Origin of the sequence: Psychrobacter piscatorii, assembly GCF_904846415.1 — a bacterium.
GTDB lineage: Bacteria > Pseudomonadota > Gammaproteobacteria > Pseudomonadales > Moraxellaceae > Psychrobacter > Psychrobacter piscatorii.
Genome location: NZ_CAJHAR010000020.1, coordinates 22,131 through 37,970, shown reverse-complemented (window position 1 = coordinate 37,970; position 15,840 = coordinate 22,131). Strand labels below are relative to the sequence as shown.

The window sequence follows — 15,840 nt, the reverse complement described above, 5'->3', positions numbered from 1 at the left end:
CCATACCATTGCCTGAGCGTATCGTTGTCAACCTCTAGTATCAGTGCTACTATCGAATCTTATGGATGATTTGGGTAAAGACAGTATCCCGATACTTATAGCCCTCATCGTCACAGACAATAGCACTGCTCTAACCTGCTATCTCGTCAATCTTGTATCATCTTCATTATTTTTCGCTATCAGTACTCGTTGATACCAATTATCCATGGTACTGAGCTAGATCAGTCTCTATATTATTTCCTATCCCGATATTACGGTACGAAGAATTAAGAGACAGTCATCATCTAATCATATACTAGGAGTGTTCAATGCCTGCATTACGTCAAGATATCGATCCAAACGGCTTATTAGAGTATTCAGTGGTTTACACCGATCGCGCGCTGAACCATATGTCAAAGGCCTTTCAGCAAGTGATGAACGACTTATCTAGTGATCTAAAATCTGTCTACAACGCGGATGCCGTGGTGATCGTGCCTGGTTCTGGTACTTATGGTATGGAGGCGGTGGCTCGCCAACTGGCAAATGACGAAGATTGCCTCATCATTCGTAATGGTTGGTTCAGCTATCGTTGGACGCAAATCTTAGAAAAAGGCAAAATTGCCAAATCATCAACCGTACTCACCGCCAATCGTGCGGACGATAGCGAGTCGCCAAAGCCATTTGCACCCGTCGACATCGACACGGCGGTCGCTAAGATTAAAGAAGAGCAGCCAGCAGTGGTATTTGCGCCGCACGTCGAGACCTCATCAGGTATGATTTTGTCAGATGACTATATCAAAGCATTAAGCGCGGCTGTACATAGCGTCGGCGGCTTACTGGTTATCGACTGTATCGCGTCAGGCTGTGTCTGGTTAGACATGAAAGCATTAGGTATCGATGTGCTTATCAGCGCCCCGCAAAAAGGTTGGAGCAGTACCCCAGGCGCTGGTCTGGTCATGCTAAGCGATGCCGCTGTCAAAAAAGTAGACAGCACCGAGTCTGATAGCTTCAGTATTGATCTAAAGCAATGGCTAAACATCATGCGCGCTTACGAAAATGGTGGTCATGCCTACCATGCGACGATGCCTACAGACAGCTTACGCCAGTTCCGTGATGCGGTGAATGAAGCCAAAGCCATTGGTTTTGATAAACTATGTGAGGCGCAGTGGACACTCGGCAAACGTATTCGTGACGTACTAGAAGCTAAAGGTATCGAGAGCGTTGCGGCTGAAGGCTTTCAAGCGCCTGGCGTTGTCGTGTCTTATACCGATCGTGATGATATGCATAAAGGCAGCGCTTTTGCGGCAGCGGGTGTACAAATCGCTGCTGGCGTACCCTTAAAAGTAGGCGAGCCTGATAGCTTCAAGACGTTCCGTTTGGGTCTGTTTGGCTTGGATAAATTAACCGATATCGATGGTACCGTAGCGCGTTTTGAGTCCGCACTGGATGAGGTATTGAGCCAGTAGTTATGATTGAGAAACCTTTTAAAATGATACCGCTACCTTTATAAGTACTTCTGAAGACGCTTTTATCATCATAAAATACTGAGCCGTTATTATAATCATACGTGCTCGGTATTTTTTTACCCTTTTTATTATATTTTATAATATAATGTATTTATATAAATCGAAATTTAATCAAATACTTAATAAACCTGAATGGGTAGTCCGTTATGAGTATACAAATAGACTGGCAGGCATTTACACCGATATCTCTAGTAGGTGGTCTGATGCTAGGGGTAGCGACAGTTATCTTGCTGCTCGGCATTGGGCGTATAGCTGGTATCAGTGGTATTTTTTCAAGTTTGCTAAAACCCAAGCGTGTAGAGATGTGGCAGGTACTGTTTATACTGGGTTTGGTCATATCGCCCGTGCTGTACGGGCTAGCAAGACCGCTACCTGATGTACAGATCAGTACTTCTTTGCCGCTGTTGGTTGTCGCAGGGCTATTGGTTGGCTTTGGCACGCGTCTTGGCTCAGGTTGTACCAGTGGGCATGGTATCTGCGGTAATGCACGCCTGTCTCCACGCTCATTGGCAGCGACCGTCACCTTTATGCTGTTTGGTATTGTGACCGTGTATATCGGTCGTCATGTACTAGGGCTACTATAAATGCTCAATGGCAGATTGTTATGAGGTTGCTAGTAGTAGCACTAAAGCGCGCACGACATATGATAGTTAATAGAAGATAATAATAGCGAGATACGACGATGCTAAAAAATATAATCGGATTGCTGGCAGGGTTACTTTTTGGATTCGGGTTACTGGTGTCAGGTATGACCGATCCTGTGAAAGTACAAGGGTTTTTAGATGTGTTTGGCGCATGGGATATTTCCCTTGCACTGGTGATGGGTGGTGGGTTGTTCGTTGCATTTTTTGGTGTGCTGTTGGCCAAGCGTCAAGAAAATAGCTGGATTGGCACGCCCATTGACATGCCAAGTAAAACCGTCATCACCAAACAACTGATTATCGGTGCCATATTGTTTGGTATCGGCTGGGGACTGGTGGGTATTTGCCCGGGGCCAGGTATCGTCTTGCTCGGGACGGGGCAGTGGCAAGCGTATGTGTTTATCCCTGCGATGATTATAGGGATGCTGGTCTATCAGTGGTTTGAGCCAAAAATTGGCTAATTAAATAATTTGAGTATTAACAAAGGTCAGCCACGTATATGTGTTTGACCTTTTTTATGGATGTTAGTTGATGATATGACTCAATAAGTTGCCATGTTATTTAATACTAGCAGTAACTTTTGGTGTTTCATGTGCCAATGATTTGGCCGCTTGGCGTAGCTCAAACTTTTGAACCTTACCCGTACTGGTTTTTGGGATTTCAGCAAAGACAATATATTTAGGAACTTTAAAACCTGCTAAGTGCTGACTACAGTGCGCCATTACCGTATCACGTTGTAAAGTACTGCCTTCATGAATCTCGATGAAGGCAACAGGTACTTCGCCCCATTTATCATGTGGCGCGGCGACGACCGCACAGCTCTCAATCGCAGGCAGTTTGTATAAGACATTTTCGACCTCGATACTAGAGATGTTCTCACCGCCTGAGATGATAATGTCTTTAAGCCTGTCCATAATTTTGATATAGCCGTCAGGGTATTTGACACCTAAATCCCCCGTGCGGAACCAGCCATCAGCGAATGCTTCTTCGGTGGCTTTGCGGCTTTTCAGATAGCCCTTCATCACCATGTTGCCACGTAGTGCCAATTCGCCCATCTCTTCGCCATCGGCGGCAACAGGCTCGGTAGTGCCTTGTTTAAATACCTCAAATCCAGCCATCAAGTGAGAAGTCACGCCTTGACGTGACTTCTTTTGGGCGCGGCTAGCTACATCAAGCTCATTCCATTCTTCTTGCTCAGCGCAGACGGTCACTGGCCCATAGACTTCGGTGAGACCGTAGACGTGAGAGATATCAAAGCTCATCGCTTCCATTGCTGCTAGCATGGTTTCAGAGGGTGGTGCACCAGCGACCCAGCCTTTGACGGTATGCGTAATGGCTTCTTTATACTCGGGTTTGCCGCCAGCAATCATATTATGTACGACGGGCGCAGAGCAATAATGGGTCACTTGATGCTTGGCAATCAGCTGCAATATCAAATCCGCATCAATTTTACGCAAGCACACGTTGACCCCAGCGCGCTCGGCGATGGTCCACGGAAAGCACCAACCGTTACAATGAAAGAGTGGCAACGTCCACAAATACATTGGGTGCTTTGGCATGTCCCAATCCAAAATATTCGACACTGCATTGAGCGTAGCACCGCGGTGATGATAAACGACGCCTTTGGGTTTGCCTGTTGTGCCAGAGGTGTAGTTCAGCGCAATGGCATCCCATTCGTCTGCTGGCATCTCCCAATTATCCAGACTGTCTGAGCTGGCCACTAGCGCCTCATAATCCATCTGCCCAAACGGCTCGACATCGATAGCATTATCGGTCGCGTGAATGACAATTAGGTTTGGGAAAGTCTCATCGATGATCTCGGCGTGCTCAGCAAACTCACTGTCCAAAATCAGCACCTTTGCTTCTGAATGCTGCAAACAAAAGGTAAGTGCATTGATATCGAGACGCGTGTTTAGGGTACAGAGTACGCCGCCTGACATGGGTACGCCAAAGGCACATTCGACCATTGCAGGTGTGTTTGGCAGCATGACGGCGACTGTATCATTTTTATCAATACCCAGTTTGCGTAAGCCATCCGCCAGTTGGCGGCAGCGCGTATAAGTCTGTTGCCACGTCTGAGTGAGGTTGTTGTGCGCAAGATCATCGTAAATGATCGCAGTCTTATCAGGATAAACTTGCGCGCTGCGGATGATAAAATCAATAGGCGTGAGCGGTTGGTAATTGGCGGCGTTTTTGCCGAGACCAGTATGAAAGTCTGTCATGATGATAATCCTTTATCGTATTTTTATAACGCGTCAATATGATAACGCAGCACCGTAATTTAACACAGAAAGGCTTTAGAATAGTCGATGTTTATCGATTAGTCTAATGGGCGGTGAGGAGAGAGTGATAAAATAATTGTCTGATTATAAAAAACATTGTCAACACTGGAGCGGGTTTTACCGTAATAATCTAACGATACACCACAAGTTCGTGCGATAGTTGGCACACTTCACGATCGTAATCTGATCGTCGCTAAATAGTGCTCACTCATCAGTCGTTTGTCTGCATAGCTGGCGATAATAGCGGTGTGTTACGATACCAGTAACGCTAAATCCTATAGCACCACTATTTCTAATTCTAAAAAGACGTTTTTAAGAAGCCGTCTCAAAAAACCATTCATAAGGAAAATGATATGACCGCCAGCCGTTCTGCCAATACGATTGAAACCGCCAGCACTAATGAATATTATCCGCATTTATTTGAGCCATTAGACTTGGGTTTTACCACGCTAAAAAACCGCATGGTCATGGGCTCTATGCATACAGGGCTTGAAGACCGTTTTTACAACTACGGTAAGCTGGCGGCTTATTTTGCAGAGCGTGCCCGTGGCGGCGTGGCAATGATGATCACAGGCGGCATCTCGCCTAACCGTGAAGGCTGGTTACTACCTGCTGGCGGCACGATGAATACCAAAGCTGACGTCATCAATCACCAGCGCGTCACCCGTGCTGTGCATAAGCATGACAGCAAAATCATCATGCAGATATTGCACAGTGGTCGCTATGGCTATCATCCTTTTGCGGTATCCTCCAGCCCAATCAAATCACCAATCTCGCCGTTTAAACCGCGCAAGATGAGCATCAAAAATATCGAGCAGACGGTCAAAGACTACGCTCGCTCAGCACGTCTTGCCAAACAAGCAGGCTATGATGGTGTCGAGATCATGGGCTCTGAAGGCTACTTGCTCAATCAGTTCTTATCGCGTCATGTGAATAAGCGTAAAGACATTTATGGTGGCGATATTCAAGGTCGCATGAAGTTTGCCGTTGATGTGGTCAAAGCCGTTCGCGAAGCTGTTGGTGAAGACTTTATTATTCTATTCCGCCTGTCAGTGATTGATTTAGTCAAAGATGGCAACGTCATGGACGAAGTTATCACCGTGGCCAAAGCGCTAGAAGCAGCGGGCGTGACCATCATGAATACGGGCATCGGCTGGCATGAAGCGCGTGTTCCGACGATCGTCACCAGCGTACCACGCGCCGCTTTCGTTGATTTCACCGCTGAAATCAAAAAACATATCAGCATCCCGATGATGGCGGCTAACCGTATCAATATGCCAGACACGGCAGAAGAAATCATCGCTGCGGGTCAGGCCGATATGATTCAAATGGCGCGTCCATTCTTGGCGGATGCACACTGGGTCAATAAAGCCAAAAACGGTCAGACAGATCGCATCAATACCTGTATCGCCTGTAACCAAGCCTGCCTCGACCATACCTTTGAAAACAAACGCTCGACTTGTTTGGTCAATCCGCAAGCGTGCTATGAGACAGAATTGGTCTACAAAAAAGCGAAAAAACCGAAAAAAGTCGCCGTCATCGGTGGCGGGGTCGCTGGTATGTCAGCCGCTCATGTCGCCGCCTTGCGCGGTCATGATGTGACTTTGTTTGAAGCCAAAGATGTATTGGGCGGGCAGTTTAACTACGCCAAAGTCATCCCTGGCAAAGAAGAATTCTTTGAGACCGTTCGCTACTATATCAATGAGCTTGAGCATTTAGGCGTTGAGATCAAACTCAATACTTTTGTGGATAAAGACATGCTGGAAAAAGCCAAGTTCCATCATGTCATTGTCGCAACGGGCGTCGTACCTAGAAGCCTAGCAGGTAAGCTTGAAGGGGCTGACCTGCCACAAGTGATTAGCTATGCAGAGCTGCTCTCTGGCGAAAAAGCCGTGGGCAACACCGTAGCGGTAATCGGTGCTGGCGGTATTGGCTTTGATGTCAGTGAATATCTGACTGCCAATCATGGACAATCGCTTGATGAGATCGGCCCTGAAGGTCTAAAAGATCCAGATTATCGCCCTGAACCTCAGTCCATCAGCGAGTGGCGCGAAGAGTGGGGTGTAACCAACGATACCGACTACCAAAGTGATGGCGGACTGGTCAGACCCAAAGCGATTAAGCCTATTCGCCAAGTCTACCTCATGCAGCGTAGTAAAGGTCGTTTGGGTAGTGGTTTGAACAAAACATCAGGCTGGGTACATCGCGCGCATATCAAATCGCATGGCGTCATCCAAGTCGCTGGCGTGCAGTATGACAAAATCACCAACGAAGGTATTTGGGTCACCAACTCACAAGGTCAAAGCCAGCTACTTCGTGTCGATAGCGTCGTCGTCTGTGCTGGTCAGGAGTCGGTCGTTGAGCTGATGCCAAATGTCGGTGATGCGCCAGATGCGCAATACCATCTCATCGGCGGTGCTAAGCTCGCAGCTGAGCTAGATGCCAAACGCGCAATCCGTGATGGTGCTGAGGTTGCAGCGGGGATTTAATCGTTAGACAGAAAGTAATTAAGAGGCGGCAGGGATATTGTCTTCTGCCGTTTTTTTGGTTTAACAAATTTGGATTCTTATAATATAGACTCAGATTCTCTTAGAGTTTTTTCACAGGTAAAAGTATTCTGCTTACTTACTCTCGTTCTAATACAATCCCATCAAAATACCCTCGCATACCACAATGCAGTTCTCTATACTGGTTATCAATGTCTCTCAATAACAACTGAGTCCTACCTTTATAAAGTGCTGGGTATAAACGTAGCTCAACATCTTTATTTGACTGTTCATCATTGATGATCCAATGGTTTTCTGACCATATGGCTTTACTCTCTCCCAAATCACAGGTATGAGCATTGGTAAAAATCAAAACGCCATCGATAATGGAAAGATAAGGCTTATTAGCGACACTATGAATCGATACCGTGTTTTTTGCCTCTCCCGTATCTTCCCAGCGCTGAGTACCTGAATTATATATTGAGATTTGAGAGGTTTGAGAAAACTTACCAAAGGTACTTTTACTCGGTAAATCAGAAGGACTTAATTCATCTGAAAAATTCCGAGCCATACCGTAATTGGTTTGCTCTTCGATATACTCTTTATACTCACGTATCAGACACTCTTCACTTTTACAGGTATTACGCTGAAAATTCAGCCATAATTTCTGATCTATAATCACATTGTTTTTATAGCTTTTGCTGTCTTCTTCGTTAGCTGCATCATTGAGATTAGTTCTATACTTCTTTGCCATTACGTCATCAAGCTTAGAAAGCTCAGGACTGTCGCAAACTGTTTTTTCTACCCACGTAGCAGCCTTATTGCAATCAAAACTTGCTGAATTTGCATAAGTGGAAAGTAGGCAAGTGCCTAAAATACCGATTGTAGTGATGCATAACTTTTTCATATTGTCCTCATTTTTTAGAGCTTGGTTATATTTTAAGAAAGATATAACTGTGATATACGTGTCATCATCACTTTCTGCAAAAAAATCAGCCTCGTTAGCCTTACTCACCTACCAACTGCCAATATTTTCCATCGAAATCCAAGGCTCAATAGGCTCTAGGTCTTCACCATTTTGTAGCAGCTCAATTGAGATATTATTAGGGTCTTTAACAAAAGCCATATGGCCATCTCTAGGCGGTCTTAATATCTCGATCCCTGCCTGTATAAAGGTGTCGCACTGTGCGTATAGGTTGTCGACTCTAAAGGCAAAGTGCCCAAAATTATCGCCATTGGTATACTCCTTTTCATCCCAGTTGTGCGTCACTTCAATCTCTGGCGCACCCTCATGCGTTGCTAAAAAATATAAGCTGAATCTGCCTGATTCAGAGTCTCTCTTTCTTAGCAGTTGTAAGCCCATAAGGTCACAGTAGAAAGATAATGTTTCTTCTAGTTTGTTGGTTCTAATCATTGCATGTAAGTACTTCATAAAAATACCTTAATATTAATTATTCATAAAAAATCGAGTAATGGCAGGGTGCTTGTTATGCATCATTAATATACAAAAGCTCAAATAGCGTATGTATGATATCGATAACATTAAATATATAAAGCGCATTTGTGTCAGTAACTTTTTATCAAGCAGTGCAAGTGGCATACCCTGCAATACTTGCTAGATTAAATCTGACGTCGCAAAATCTAACCTTCCATCCCACTAACTAACCACTGCTCAAAATCATTCACCTGCGTCGCTAGTTCAGATTGTGCGTTTGCTAGTTTAGCGAGCGCATCTTGAATCTCATGCTTATTATATTTCACACCAGTCAATGTCTCTTTGAGCAGCTCAATAAGCTCAACATTTAGCGCGTCAGAGAAAATAACAACCTCTGCAATCACGGCTTGCTTCACATCCATATGCACATCTATCATGCCCCAATCAAAGCGCGTCTCGATATGATGGCTAAACTCAGGCGTCTTGCCAAAGCGCCAATCCCAGTCAGCCATCTGCTGATAGTAAGTGTTTAGCGCCGGCTGCTTGGCAAGGCTGGCTTCATCCAACTGCTCAACTGGCGCAGTCTCTCCGTAATATTCGCAAAACGCCTCGATAATCGCATCAGACAATGTCTCATGATTGATGGCATCATTGAATTCTACCAAGTTTGCCACGCGTGCGCGTACAGATTTGATGCCTTTTGCTTTGAGCTTTAAGGGATGCGGATTGAGATAGTCGCCGAGCTTTTGCATGTTTGCATTGACTAGTAGTGTCCCATGATGAAAGCTGCGATCGGCGGCGTGTTTGAAGGCACTGCCTGATATTTTGCGGTCGCCGACTTGCATGTCATTACGACCAGATAATGTGGCATCTATGCCCAGTTTTTTTAGCGCATTGATGATAATGGTAAAATTAGCCGTTTGGTCATAGGCATGCTTGGGGGACAAAAAAGTAAAATTGGTGTTGCCCAAATCATGAAATACCGCACCGCCGCCACTCTGACGCCGCGCCAAAAACACATCGTCTGCTGCCATCTTATCGGTCTTGCACTCGACCCATGGATTTTGTGAGCGACCAATGACCACGGTTTCAGAATTGCGCCATAAGAACAACGTATGCGAGTCGGGATTGAGCGTATTAAATATCCAATCCTCAGTGGCAAGATTGAACCAAGGGTTGGTCACCGCAGATTTTAAGATGCGCAGTTTCATGATGGATCCTTTTTTTAAATCATTTTTATAGAGTGAGCGTTAGAGATAGATACTGATATTCTTACTGATACAGGGCTAGAGTTCAATGAGTGTGGTAGGGAGTAGGAAAGGTTATTTGTAGCTTTAGAAGAGTAAAGAGCGTTAATGGGGTAATTAGAGTTGGGCTGATAAAGGTAACCCATTAGTTCTTGGTTATACTCATCATAAAGCTGAGTAAAATACTTAGCTTTATGATCTTTTAAATATCGATATTATCTCATCCTACTCAGCACAAATTTCCCACTGTGATTTGGTACTGAGATAGCACTGCATAACCGCTTTGCCAGACTGCGCATAGGCATCATTGACGATACGCTGATTGGTTGGCAGACGATATCTGATGATCGCGGGCTCGTCATTGACGGTGGTTGTCCATCCAGTCACTTCATTACGGTCATTGTAGTTTGCACTGGTAGAGGTTGCCATTTTGCCAAATCCTGGCAGGTTATAGGAGACCTGTCTAAAACTATAACTCATCGCCGCGCCCTCAGCGCCCTCATACTGACAGTTTAGCTTTTTTTGCAGTTTATTTTGTTTATAAACATAGCAGGTGGTCGCATCTGAGAACTGACCAACCCCGCAAAAACCTGCCGTCGCAACGGACATACTGCCTATCAATAAAGCGATTTTCTTCATAATTATTCCTCAATAAATGGTAATGACTGCTCATCCTGTTTGCCAGTTATTTTTTTGGCATGATAACACCAACTAGCATTCCAAATATTAAGTAATTAGCAAACAAATATCAACTTTTTTATTTTTAATATAGATTTGGATATATTAGATAAAGTCTGTCCTAATATTGATATTATTAAGATTATCTTCTATAGCACCTTGTTATGATGAGCGTTTGATATCAAAGTGAGTTTGATTTTTATATCTACTAACATAACAGGTTACTCAAGGGTGACTTTGTAGTTTGCGAGTATATGAATAGAGAGTCGCTAAAATAAGCTAAAGTAGGCAAGGTAAAGAATAAGAGCTTCTGACGGTGTGGGGCTCAACGAAATGCTAGACTTAATTTATGTGCATATAGAGCAGCTAGAAACCTGAAAACGGCTTTAAATAAATGAAAAAATAAGAAGAAATCTTACCATAATTTTTATAAAAATCACTCACCAAACCATCAAAAATTTATCGTGATATATTTTGATAGTATAATAATTTACACCATATATCAGACACTTATGACCGACACGAGTTGGTAAATGCAGTCTACGCGCTTAATAGGATTATCCGATGACCAACCGTGACCTCATCATCTTTGTGACCCTCTCTTTTATGTGGTCACTCTCCTTTGTGTTTTATCGAATTGGCGTGCCGGAGTTTGGCTCATTAGCATTTGCCAGTTTGCGGGTAATATTTGCTGGATTGGTCATGCTCGTCTTTGTACTGTTAAAAAAGAAAAACAGAGTAGGCATCAAGGAGCATTGGAAAATGCTAGCGCTCGTCGGCTTGTTTTCAGCAGCGCTGCCATTTGTGTTGTTTTCTTTTTCTGCGCAATCAGTGAATGCAGGTGTACTCGCCGTACTAAACGCTTCTGTACCGATGATGAGTGGCTTTATCGCTCGTGTATTTTTTAAAGACAGACTGTCCAAAAAACAAGCGCTTGGCTTGGTGATTGGGGTAGTTGGGGTGATTATATTGATGAGCGAAAGCTTATTTGGTGGCGGCGAGCAGGGTAAAGGCTTGGTGGAGGGTTTATTACCAATGGGCTATGCCTTGTTTGCTTGTGTGGGTTATGCGCTTGGCGCGAACATCACCAAAAACTACTTATACAACGTCTCACCCGTTGCCATTACAGCAGGCTCACTCATCATCGGTAGCATCATCATGTTGCCAGTGGCCTTTACTGAGTTTCCTTATGGCAAAGAGATCAGTATAAAAGCATGGGTATCGGTCATTTGTATCGGCGTGTTTTCAACAGCCATTGCTCTTATTTTTATGAATCAGTTGATCAAAAACATTGGGCCGACGCGCGCCACGAGTATTACGTTAGTCATCCCAATTTTTGCGATTATTTTGGGTTATTTATTGCTTGGCGAGGCGCTAAATATACAGGCCATTATTGGTTCGGTGGTGATATTGTTCGGCACATATCTGTCATTAGAGCTGTCTATTAAGAAGATGCTAAAGCCAAAAACCAAGACTCAGACGAACAGTATTTAAGGCTTAGTAAACAGTCTTCGTAGTAACCAAACACAAAGATTTGTATAGGTGAATATTGCTGTATCTGTTTGTAAATATTGCTTGGAATAATCAGATCTATCCCCTATAAAGATAGGCGTTAAACGTAGATTTTCTAATAATATCATAAGTATTTCTAAACAGAGTTTGATAGTTCTTACTACCGCTCAATACAATAACGAACAGGATATATCATGGCACACGATAACTTATTTGAACCCGTCAAAATGGGCACCCAAACCCTAAAAAACCGCATCATCATGGCACCGCTAACGCGTCTGCGCTCAGTTGAGCCAGGTGACGTACCAACCGCATTGGCAAGTGAATACTATTCACAGCGTGCAGGTTCTGGTTTGGTCATTACCGAGGCGACACAAATCTCATTTCAGGCAAAAGGCTACGCTGGCGCGCCTGGTGTGCACACTCAAGACCAGACCACTGCATGGAAAACGATTGTAGACAATGTCCATGCTAAAGGTGGCAAGATCGTCGTACAGTTATGGCATACCGGTCTTGTTTCGCATGAGAGCGTACAGCCTGAACGTCGCGCACCGATTTCAGCATCAGATGTCGATGTTGGTATTCGCACCTCACTACGTGATAGCGACAACCAAGCGATCCGTGTAGATGCCACGCCGCCACGCCCAGCCACACTTGATGAAATAAAACAAGTCATTGCTGATTTTGCGCAAGCGACCAAAAATGCCAAAGAAGTCGGCTTTGATGGGGTAGAAATCCATGGTGCTCACGGCTATCTGTTACATCAGTTCTGGGTTGAGCAAACCAACCAGCGTGATGATGAGTACGGCGGTAGCCGCGAAAATCGTGCGCGTTTGACCTTAGATGTTATCGATGCTTGTGTGGATGCTTGGGATGCAGACCATGTCGGTATCCGTATCTCACCACTTGGTACATTCAACAATGTAGAAGCGGGCTATAACGAAGACGAAAACGTTTGGATGATTGAGCAAATCAATAAACGTGGTCTAATGTATTTGCATCTATCTGAGCCAGATTGGGCAGGTGGTACGCCTTATAGCGATGAGTTCCGTCAGCGTGTCCGTGATGCGTTCGATCAGACCATCATCGCAGCGGGTGGCTACGATGCGGACAAAGCAGAAAAAAATATCAAAGCTGGTTATATCGACGCGGTTGCTTTCGGTCGTGACTATATTGCCAACCCTGATTTGGCTGAGCGTATCCAAAAAGGTGCACCACTTAATGAGCAGCACCCAGAGAGCTTCTATGGTGGTAGTTCTGAAGGCTATACTGACTATCCGTTTATGGATCAGGCGCAGTAATTCGTTTATTAGTCGGTTTTGCTGACTAAATAGCTAAATTATGCTTCATAAAAGCCCTCTGACTATTGATAGTTAGAGGGCTTTTTTTACGCATTCATTTTGATTAATGTCCAAACTTCCCTGTTTGGTAATCACGAAAAGTTTGTCTTAGCTCATCTTGGGTGTTCATAACAAAAGGACCGTGTCCCGCGACTGGTTCGCCAATAGGCTCTCCACTTAGCAGCAGTAGCTTGGCCGGAGTGTATTCATTATTATTGGTAGAATAGGTGAGCTCAATAGTATCGGTAGCAGCATCAGATAAAGGTATAGGTTGAGAGTCTACAGATGGTTTAATCGGCGCTGCAAATTGAATCAGATTACCTGCACTGATAGATGTACCATTGACCAGTACTTGGCCTTCTTGTACAAGCAATAAAGTATTGTGCGTGCATGGTACTTGTAGCGTTGTCGTACCTGCGGTATGTAGCGCGATATCCCATAGGTTGACTGGCGTAAAGGTCACCGCACTACCTGTGACGCCATGCCAGTCACCTGCAATAATGGCAACTTGACCGATGACCGTTTGTTTGTCAGTATTTTGAGCAACAGTGTCTTGAGAGTCGTCACCGCGATTGTCCATCAATTCTATGATAGGCATCTCACCACGTTTGATAAATTGATATTTAGGATCAGTCAGCTTATGAGCACGCGGCAGATTGACCCACATTTGCACCATACTAAACACACCACCGCGCTGCCCAAAGCTTTCTGAATGAAACTCTTCGTGTAGAATGCCGCGACCAGCGGTCATCCATTGCACATCGCCTTCCAAAATATCCCCACGCCCACCGATTGAGTCAGCATGACTGATCTCGCCTGAGTACGCGAGGGTGACGGTCTCAAATCCTTTATGAGGATGTTTGCCAATGCCATGTGGCTGCGTCTGATAATCAGGATTTGGTGCAAACGTCGTCGGCTCACCATAATCAAATAATAAAAATGGATCGGTATGACTGTAATTGAAGTCTGGTTGGTCATCGACATAATTGATCAATGTTTTCACAAAAAATCCGTCACCGACCCAATGTGGTGCTTTATCACCATGAATCTGTTTGATTGGGCGCATCGAGTACCTCGCAATTCTATCTAGCATAAATAACAGTAAGTGAATATTATACTATAATTCTATAGTAAAATGAACTTATGTCGTGTTTATTTTATACTATCAAATGCGACTGCTTCTTAAACGACCTCGCCACTAACAAAACCACTGGCCCATGCCCACTGAAAATTATAGCCGCCAAGCCAGCCTGTCACATCAAGTACCTCGCCGATGAAGTACAAGCCCTCTTGCAAATTGCTTTGCATGGTTTTTGAGGATACTTCGTCAGTTTTTACTCCGCCGCGTGTGACCTCCGCCGTACGGTAGCCTTCAGTACCAGAGGGCTTAAGCTGCCAGCCGTTGAGGGTAGCGCCAAGCTCTGTGAGTCGCTCATCTTTGATATTAGCAAGCTCGGTATCTTTGATATCGTCCCACAGCTGGGTTTGTAATGCTGCCAGTAGTTTTTTGGGTAGTGCATTGTCTGTGTTTTCTGCCAATACAGTACGGATCAGTTGGCGTGGGTGTGACTTTTTGCGAGCCAGCAAAATATCGGTGACATCTACATCGGGCAGTAGGTTAATGCTGATGGTCTCACCGCTGTGCCAATAGTTCGATAGCTGTAGCATGGCAGGGCCAGAGAGCCCGCGATGGGTAAACAGTACCGGCAGTTTAAAAGAGATACGCTCATTACTGGCAATGACTGGCAGGCTGATACCCGCTAAATTACGAATCAGCTCGCCTGTTTTGTCCGTGAAGGTAAACGGTACGAGACTGGCATCGGTTGCTATCAGGGTGTGCCCGAACTGCTGCGCTAGCTCATAACCGATGCCGCTTGCGCCCATCGTTGGAATAGACAGACCGCCAGTTGCCACGACTAGCGACTCACAGCTATAGCGCGTCTGTGAAGATTGACTCTCGCTGGCGACCTCTTTTTTGCCAAGTTTTTTGCTGGTCATTAGCTCAAACCGTTTGGCTTTATCATGGTCGGTCGTCTGTACATGATTGATCTGGGTGTTGAGCTTGACTTGCACACCGACAGCCGTACATTCATCAAGAAGCATAGTGAGGATATCTTGGGCAGAATCATCACAAAATAGCTGACCGTGTTCACGCTCATGGTAGGGAATCTGATGCGCCTCTACCATACCGATAAATTCCCAGCTTGGATAGCGACTCAGTGCCGACTTACAAAAGTGAGGATTGGCACCGATGAAATGCTCAGGCTCGACGAAGTAGTTGGTAAAATTACAACGACCACCACCGGACATCAAAATCTTTTTGCCCGCTTTATTGGCGTGGTCGATGACCAAAACGCGACGACCACGGCGACCTGCGGTGAGCGCACAATACAATCCTGAAGCGCCAGCGCCGACGATGATGACGTCATAGTGAGTAGAGGGTTGTGCATTGCGGTGATTAGTCATTGCGGTCTCGTAAAACAATAATTTTAAAAAAGGTGATAACAAAACCAATCGTATGTGTTAATAATAAAGATCGGCAGTGTTGTCTACAGCAGTATCGGTAGGGTAGCTATTGTCCATATTTCATTTGAGGTTACAAGGATTAAATGTGTTATCCGATGAGCTGTGATGTGATATCTGCATATCAAGAGCACTCTTGATTGCGGTGTTGCAATAATCCTTACTAATAATTCTTTAATAACCGCTGCTAT

General features: G+C 44.8%; 13 protein-coding genes. 6 read left to right on the top strand and 7 right to left on the bottom strand.

Annotated elements, in window-relative coordinates; genetic code table 11:
• Positions 1-308: 308 nt before the first annotated feature.
• The 3 genes from JMX83_RS09800 to JMX83_RS09790 all read left to right on the top strand — a co-directional run bounded on the left by JMX83_RS09800 (position 309) and on the right by JMX83_RS09790 (position 2,607).
• Positions 309-1,445: an aminotransferase class V-fold PLP-dependent enzyme gene (locus JMX83_RS09800; RefSeq protein WP_201601187.1), complete on the top strand. Its 1,137-nt coding sequence runs from the start codon at positions 309-311 to the stop codon at positions 1,443-1,445.
• A 206-nt stretch (positions 1,446-1,651) separates the two neighbouring features.
• Positions 1,652-2,089, top strand: a complete 438-nt coding sequence (locus JMX83_RS09795) for a YeeE/YedE family protein (RefSeq protein ID WP_201601185.1) — start codon at positions 1,652-1,654, stop codon at positions 2,087-2,089.
• Between the two features lie 98 nt (positions 2,090-2,187).
• Positions 2,188-2,607, top strand: coding sequence for a DUF6691 family protein (locus JMX83_RS09790; protein WP_201601183.1), 420 nt, complete (start codon positions 2,188-2,190; stop codon positions 2,605-2,607).
• A gap of 96 nt (positions 2,608-2,703) precedes the next feature.
• On the opposite strand, the gene JMX83_RS09785 is transcribed toward JMX83_RS09790, so the two are convergent.
• On the bottom strand, positions 2,704-4,368 hold the full coding sequence (locus JMX83_RS09785; protein WP_201601181.1) for an acyl-CoA synthetase: 1,665 nt from the start codon (positions 4,366-4,368) through the stop codon (positions 2,704-2,706).
• A gap of 413 nt (positions 4,369-4,781) precedes the next feature.
• Between JMX83_RS09785 and JMX83_RS09780 the strand changes: the two genes are divergently transcribed.
• On the top strand, positions 4,782-6,917 hold the full coding sequence (locus JMX83_RS09780; protein WP_201601180.1) for an NADPH-dependent 2,4-dienoyl-CoA reductase: 2,136 nt from the start codon (positions 4,782-4,784) through the stop codon (positions 6,915-6,917).
• Positions 6,918-7,053: 136 nt separating this feature from the next.
• Here the strand turns inward: JMX83_RS09780 and JMX83_RS09775 are convergent, their stop codons facing one another.
• The 4 genes from JMX83_RS09775 to JMX83_RS09760 all read right to left on the bottom strand — a co-directional run bounded on the left by JMX83_RS09775 (position 7,054) and on the right by JMX83_RS09760 (position 10,235).
• Complete coding sequence (locus tag JMX83_RS09775; RefSeq protein WP_201601178.1) at positions 7,054-7,929, bottom strand: lysozyme inhibitor LprI family protein; 876 nt, start codon at positions 7,927-7,929, stop codon at positions 7,054-7,056.
• Positions 7,930-8,346, bottom strand: a complete 417-nt coding sequence (locus tag JMX83_RS09770) for a VOC family protein (RefSeq protein WP_201601176.1) — start codon at positions 8,344-8,346, stop codon at positions 7,930-7,932.
• 209 nt (positions 8,347-8,555) lie between these two features.
• Positions 8,556-9,560 (bottom strand): lipoate--protein ligase, encoded by a 1,005-nt coding sequence (locus JMX83_RS09765; protein ID WP_201601174.1) that lies wholly within the window; start codon positions 9,558-9,560, stop codon positions 8,556-8,558.
• A 261-nt stretch (positions 9,561-9,821) separates the two neighbouring features.
• A complete protein-coding gene (locus tag JMX83_RS09760; protein WP_201601172.1) occupies positions 9,822-10,235 on the bottom strand; it encodes a hypothetical protein in 414 nt (137 codons plus the stop codon).
• A gap of 603 nt (positions 10,236-10,838) precedes the next feature.
• Between JMX83_RS09760 and JMX83_RS09755 the strand changes: the two genes are divergently transcribed.
• Together JMX83_RS09755 and nemA are read left to right on the top strand one after the other, a co-directional pair.
• The gene (locus tag JMX83_RS09755; RefSeq protein ID WP_201601170.1) at positions 10,839-11,768 is read left to right on the top strand and encodes a DMT family transporter; all 930 of its coding nucleotides are present in this window, start codon (positions 10,839-10,841) and stop codon (positions 11,766-11,768) included.
• Positions 11,769-11,980: 212 nt separating this feature from the next.
• A complete protein-coding gene (gene nemA, locus JMX83_RS09750; protein ID WP_201601167.1) occupies positions 11,981-13,087 on the top strand; it encodes an alkene reductase in 1,107 nt (368 codons plus the stop codon).
• 103 nt (positions 13,088-13,190) lie between these two features.
• On the opposite strand, the gene JMX83_RS09745 is transcribed toward nemA, so the two are convergent.
• Positions 13,191-14,192: a pirin family protein gene (locus JMX83_RS09745; protein ID WP_201601164.1), complete on the bottom strand. Its 1,002-nt coding sequence runs from the start codon at positions 14,190-14,192 to the stop codon at positions 13,191-13,193.
• Between the two features lie 116 nt (positions 14,193-14,308).
• Positions 14,309-15,592, bottom strand: coding sequence for a BaiN/RdsA family NAD(P)/FAD-dependent oxidoreductase (locus tag JMX83_RS09740; protein ID WP_201601162.1), 1,284 nt, complete (start codon positions 15,590-15,592; stop codon positions 14,309-14,311).
• Positions 15,593-15,840 lie beyond the last annotated feature (248 nt).

Coding starts and splice junctions, on each gene's coding strand:
- JMX83_RS09760 (WP_201601172.1), bottom strand. CDS start 10,235: ATGAAGAAAATCGCTTTATTGATAGGCAGTATGTCCGTTGCGACGGCA.
- JMX83_RS09740 (WP_201601162.1), bottom strand. CDS start 15,592: ATGACTAATCACCGCAATGCACAACCCTCTACTCACTATGACGTCATC.
- JMX83_RS09780 (WP_201601180.1), top strand. CDS start 4,782: ATGACCGCCAGCCGTTCTGCCAATACGATTGAAACCGCCAGCACTAAT.
- JMX83_RS09755 (WP_201601170.1), top strand. CDS start 10,839: ATGACCAACCGTGACCTCATCATCTTTGTGACCCTCTCTTTTATGTGG.
- nemA (WP_201601167.1), top strand. CDS start 11,981: ATGGCACACGATAACTTATTTGAACCCGTCAAAATGGGCACCCAAACC.
- JMX83_RS09770 (WP_201601176.1), bottom strand. CDS start 8,346: ATGAAGTACTTACATGCAATGATTAGAACCAACAAACTAGAAGAAACA.
- JMX83_RS09765 (WP_201601174.1), bottom strand. CDS start 9,560: ATGAAACTGCGCATCTTAAAATCTGCGGTGACCAACCCTTGGTTCAAT.
- JMX83_RS09795 (WP_201601185.1), top strand. CDS start 1,652: ATGAGTATACAAATAGACTGGCAGGCATTTACACCGATATCTCTAGTA.
- JMX83_RS09745 (WP_201601164.1), bottom strand. CDS start 14,192: ATGCGCCCAATCAAACAGATTCATGGTGATAAAGCACCACATTGGGTC.
- JMX83_RS09800 (WP_201601187.1), top strand. CDS start 309: ATGCCTGCATTACGTCAAGATATCGATCCAAACGGCTTATTAGAGTAT.
- JMX83_RS09785 (WP_201601181.1), bottom strand. CDS start 4,368: ATGACAGACTTTCATACTGGTCTCGGCAAAAACGCCGCCAATTACCAA.
- JMX83_RS09790 (WP_201601183.1), top strand. CDS start 2,188: ATGCTAAAAAATATAATCGGATTGCTGGCAGGGTTACTTTTTGGATTC.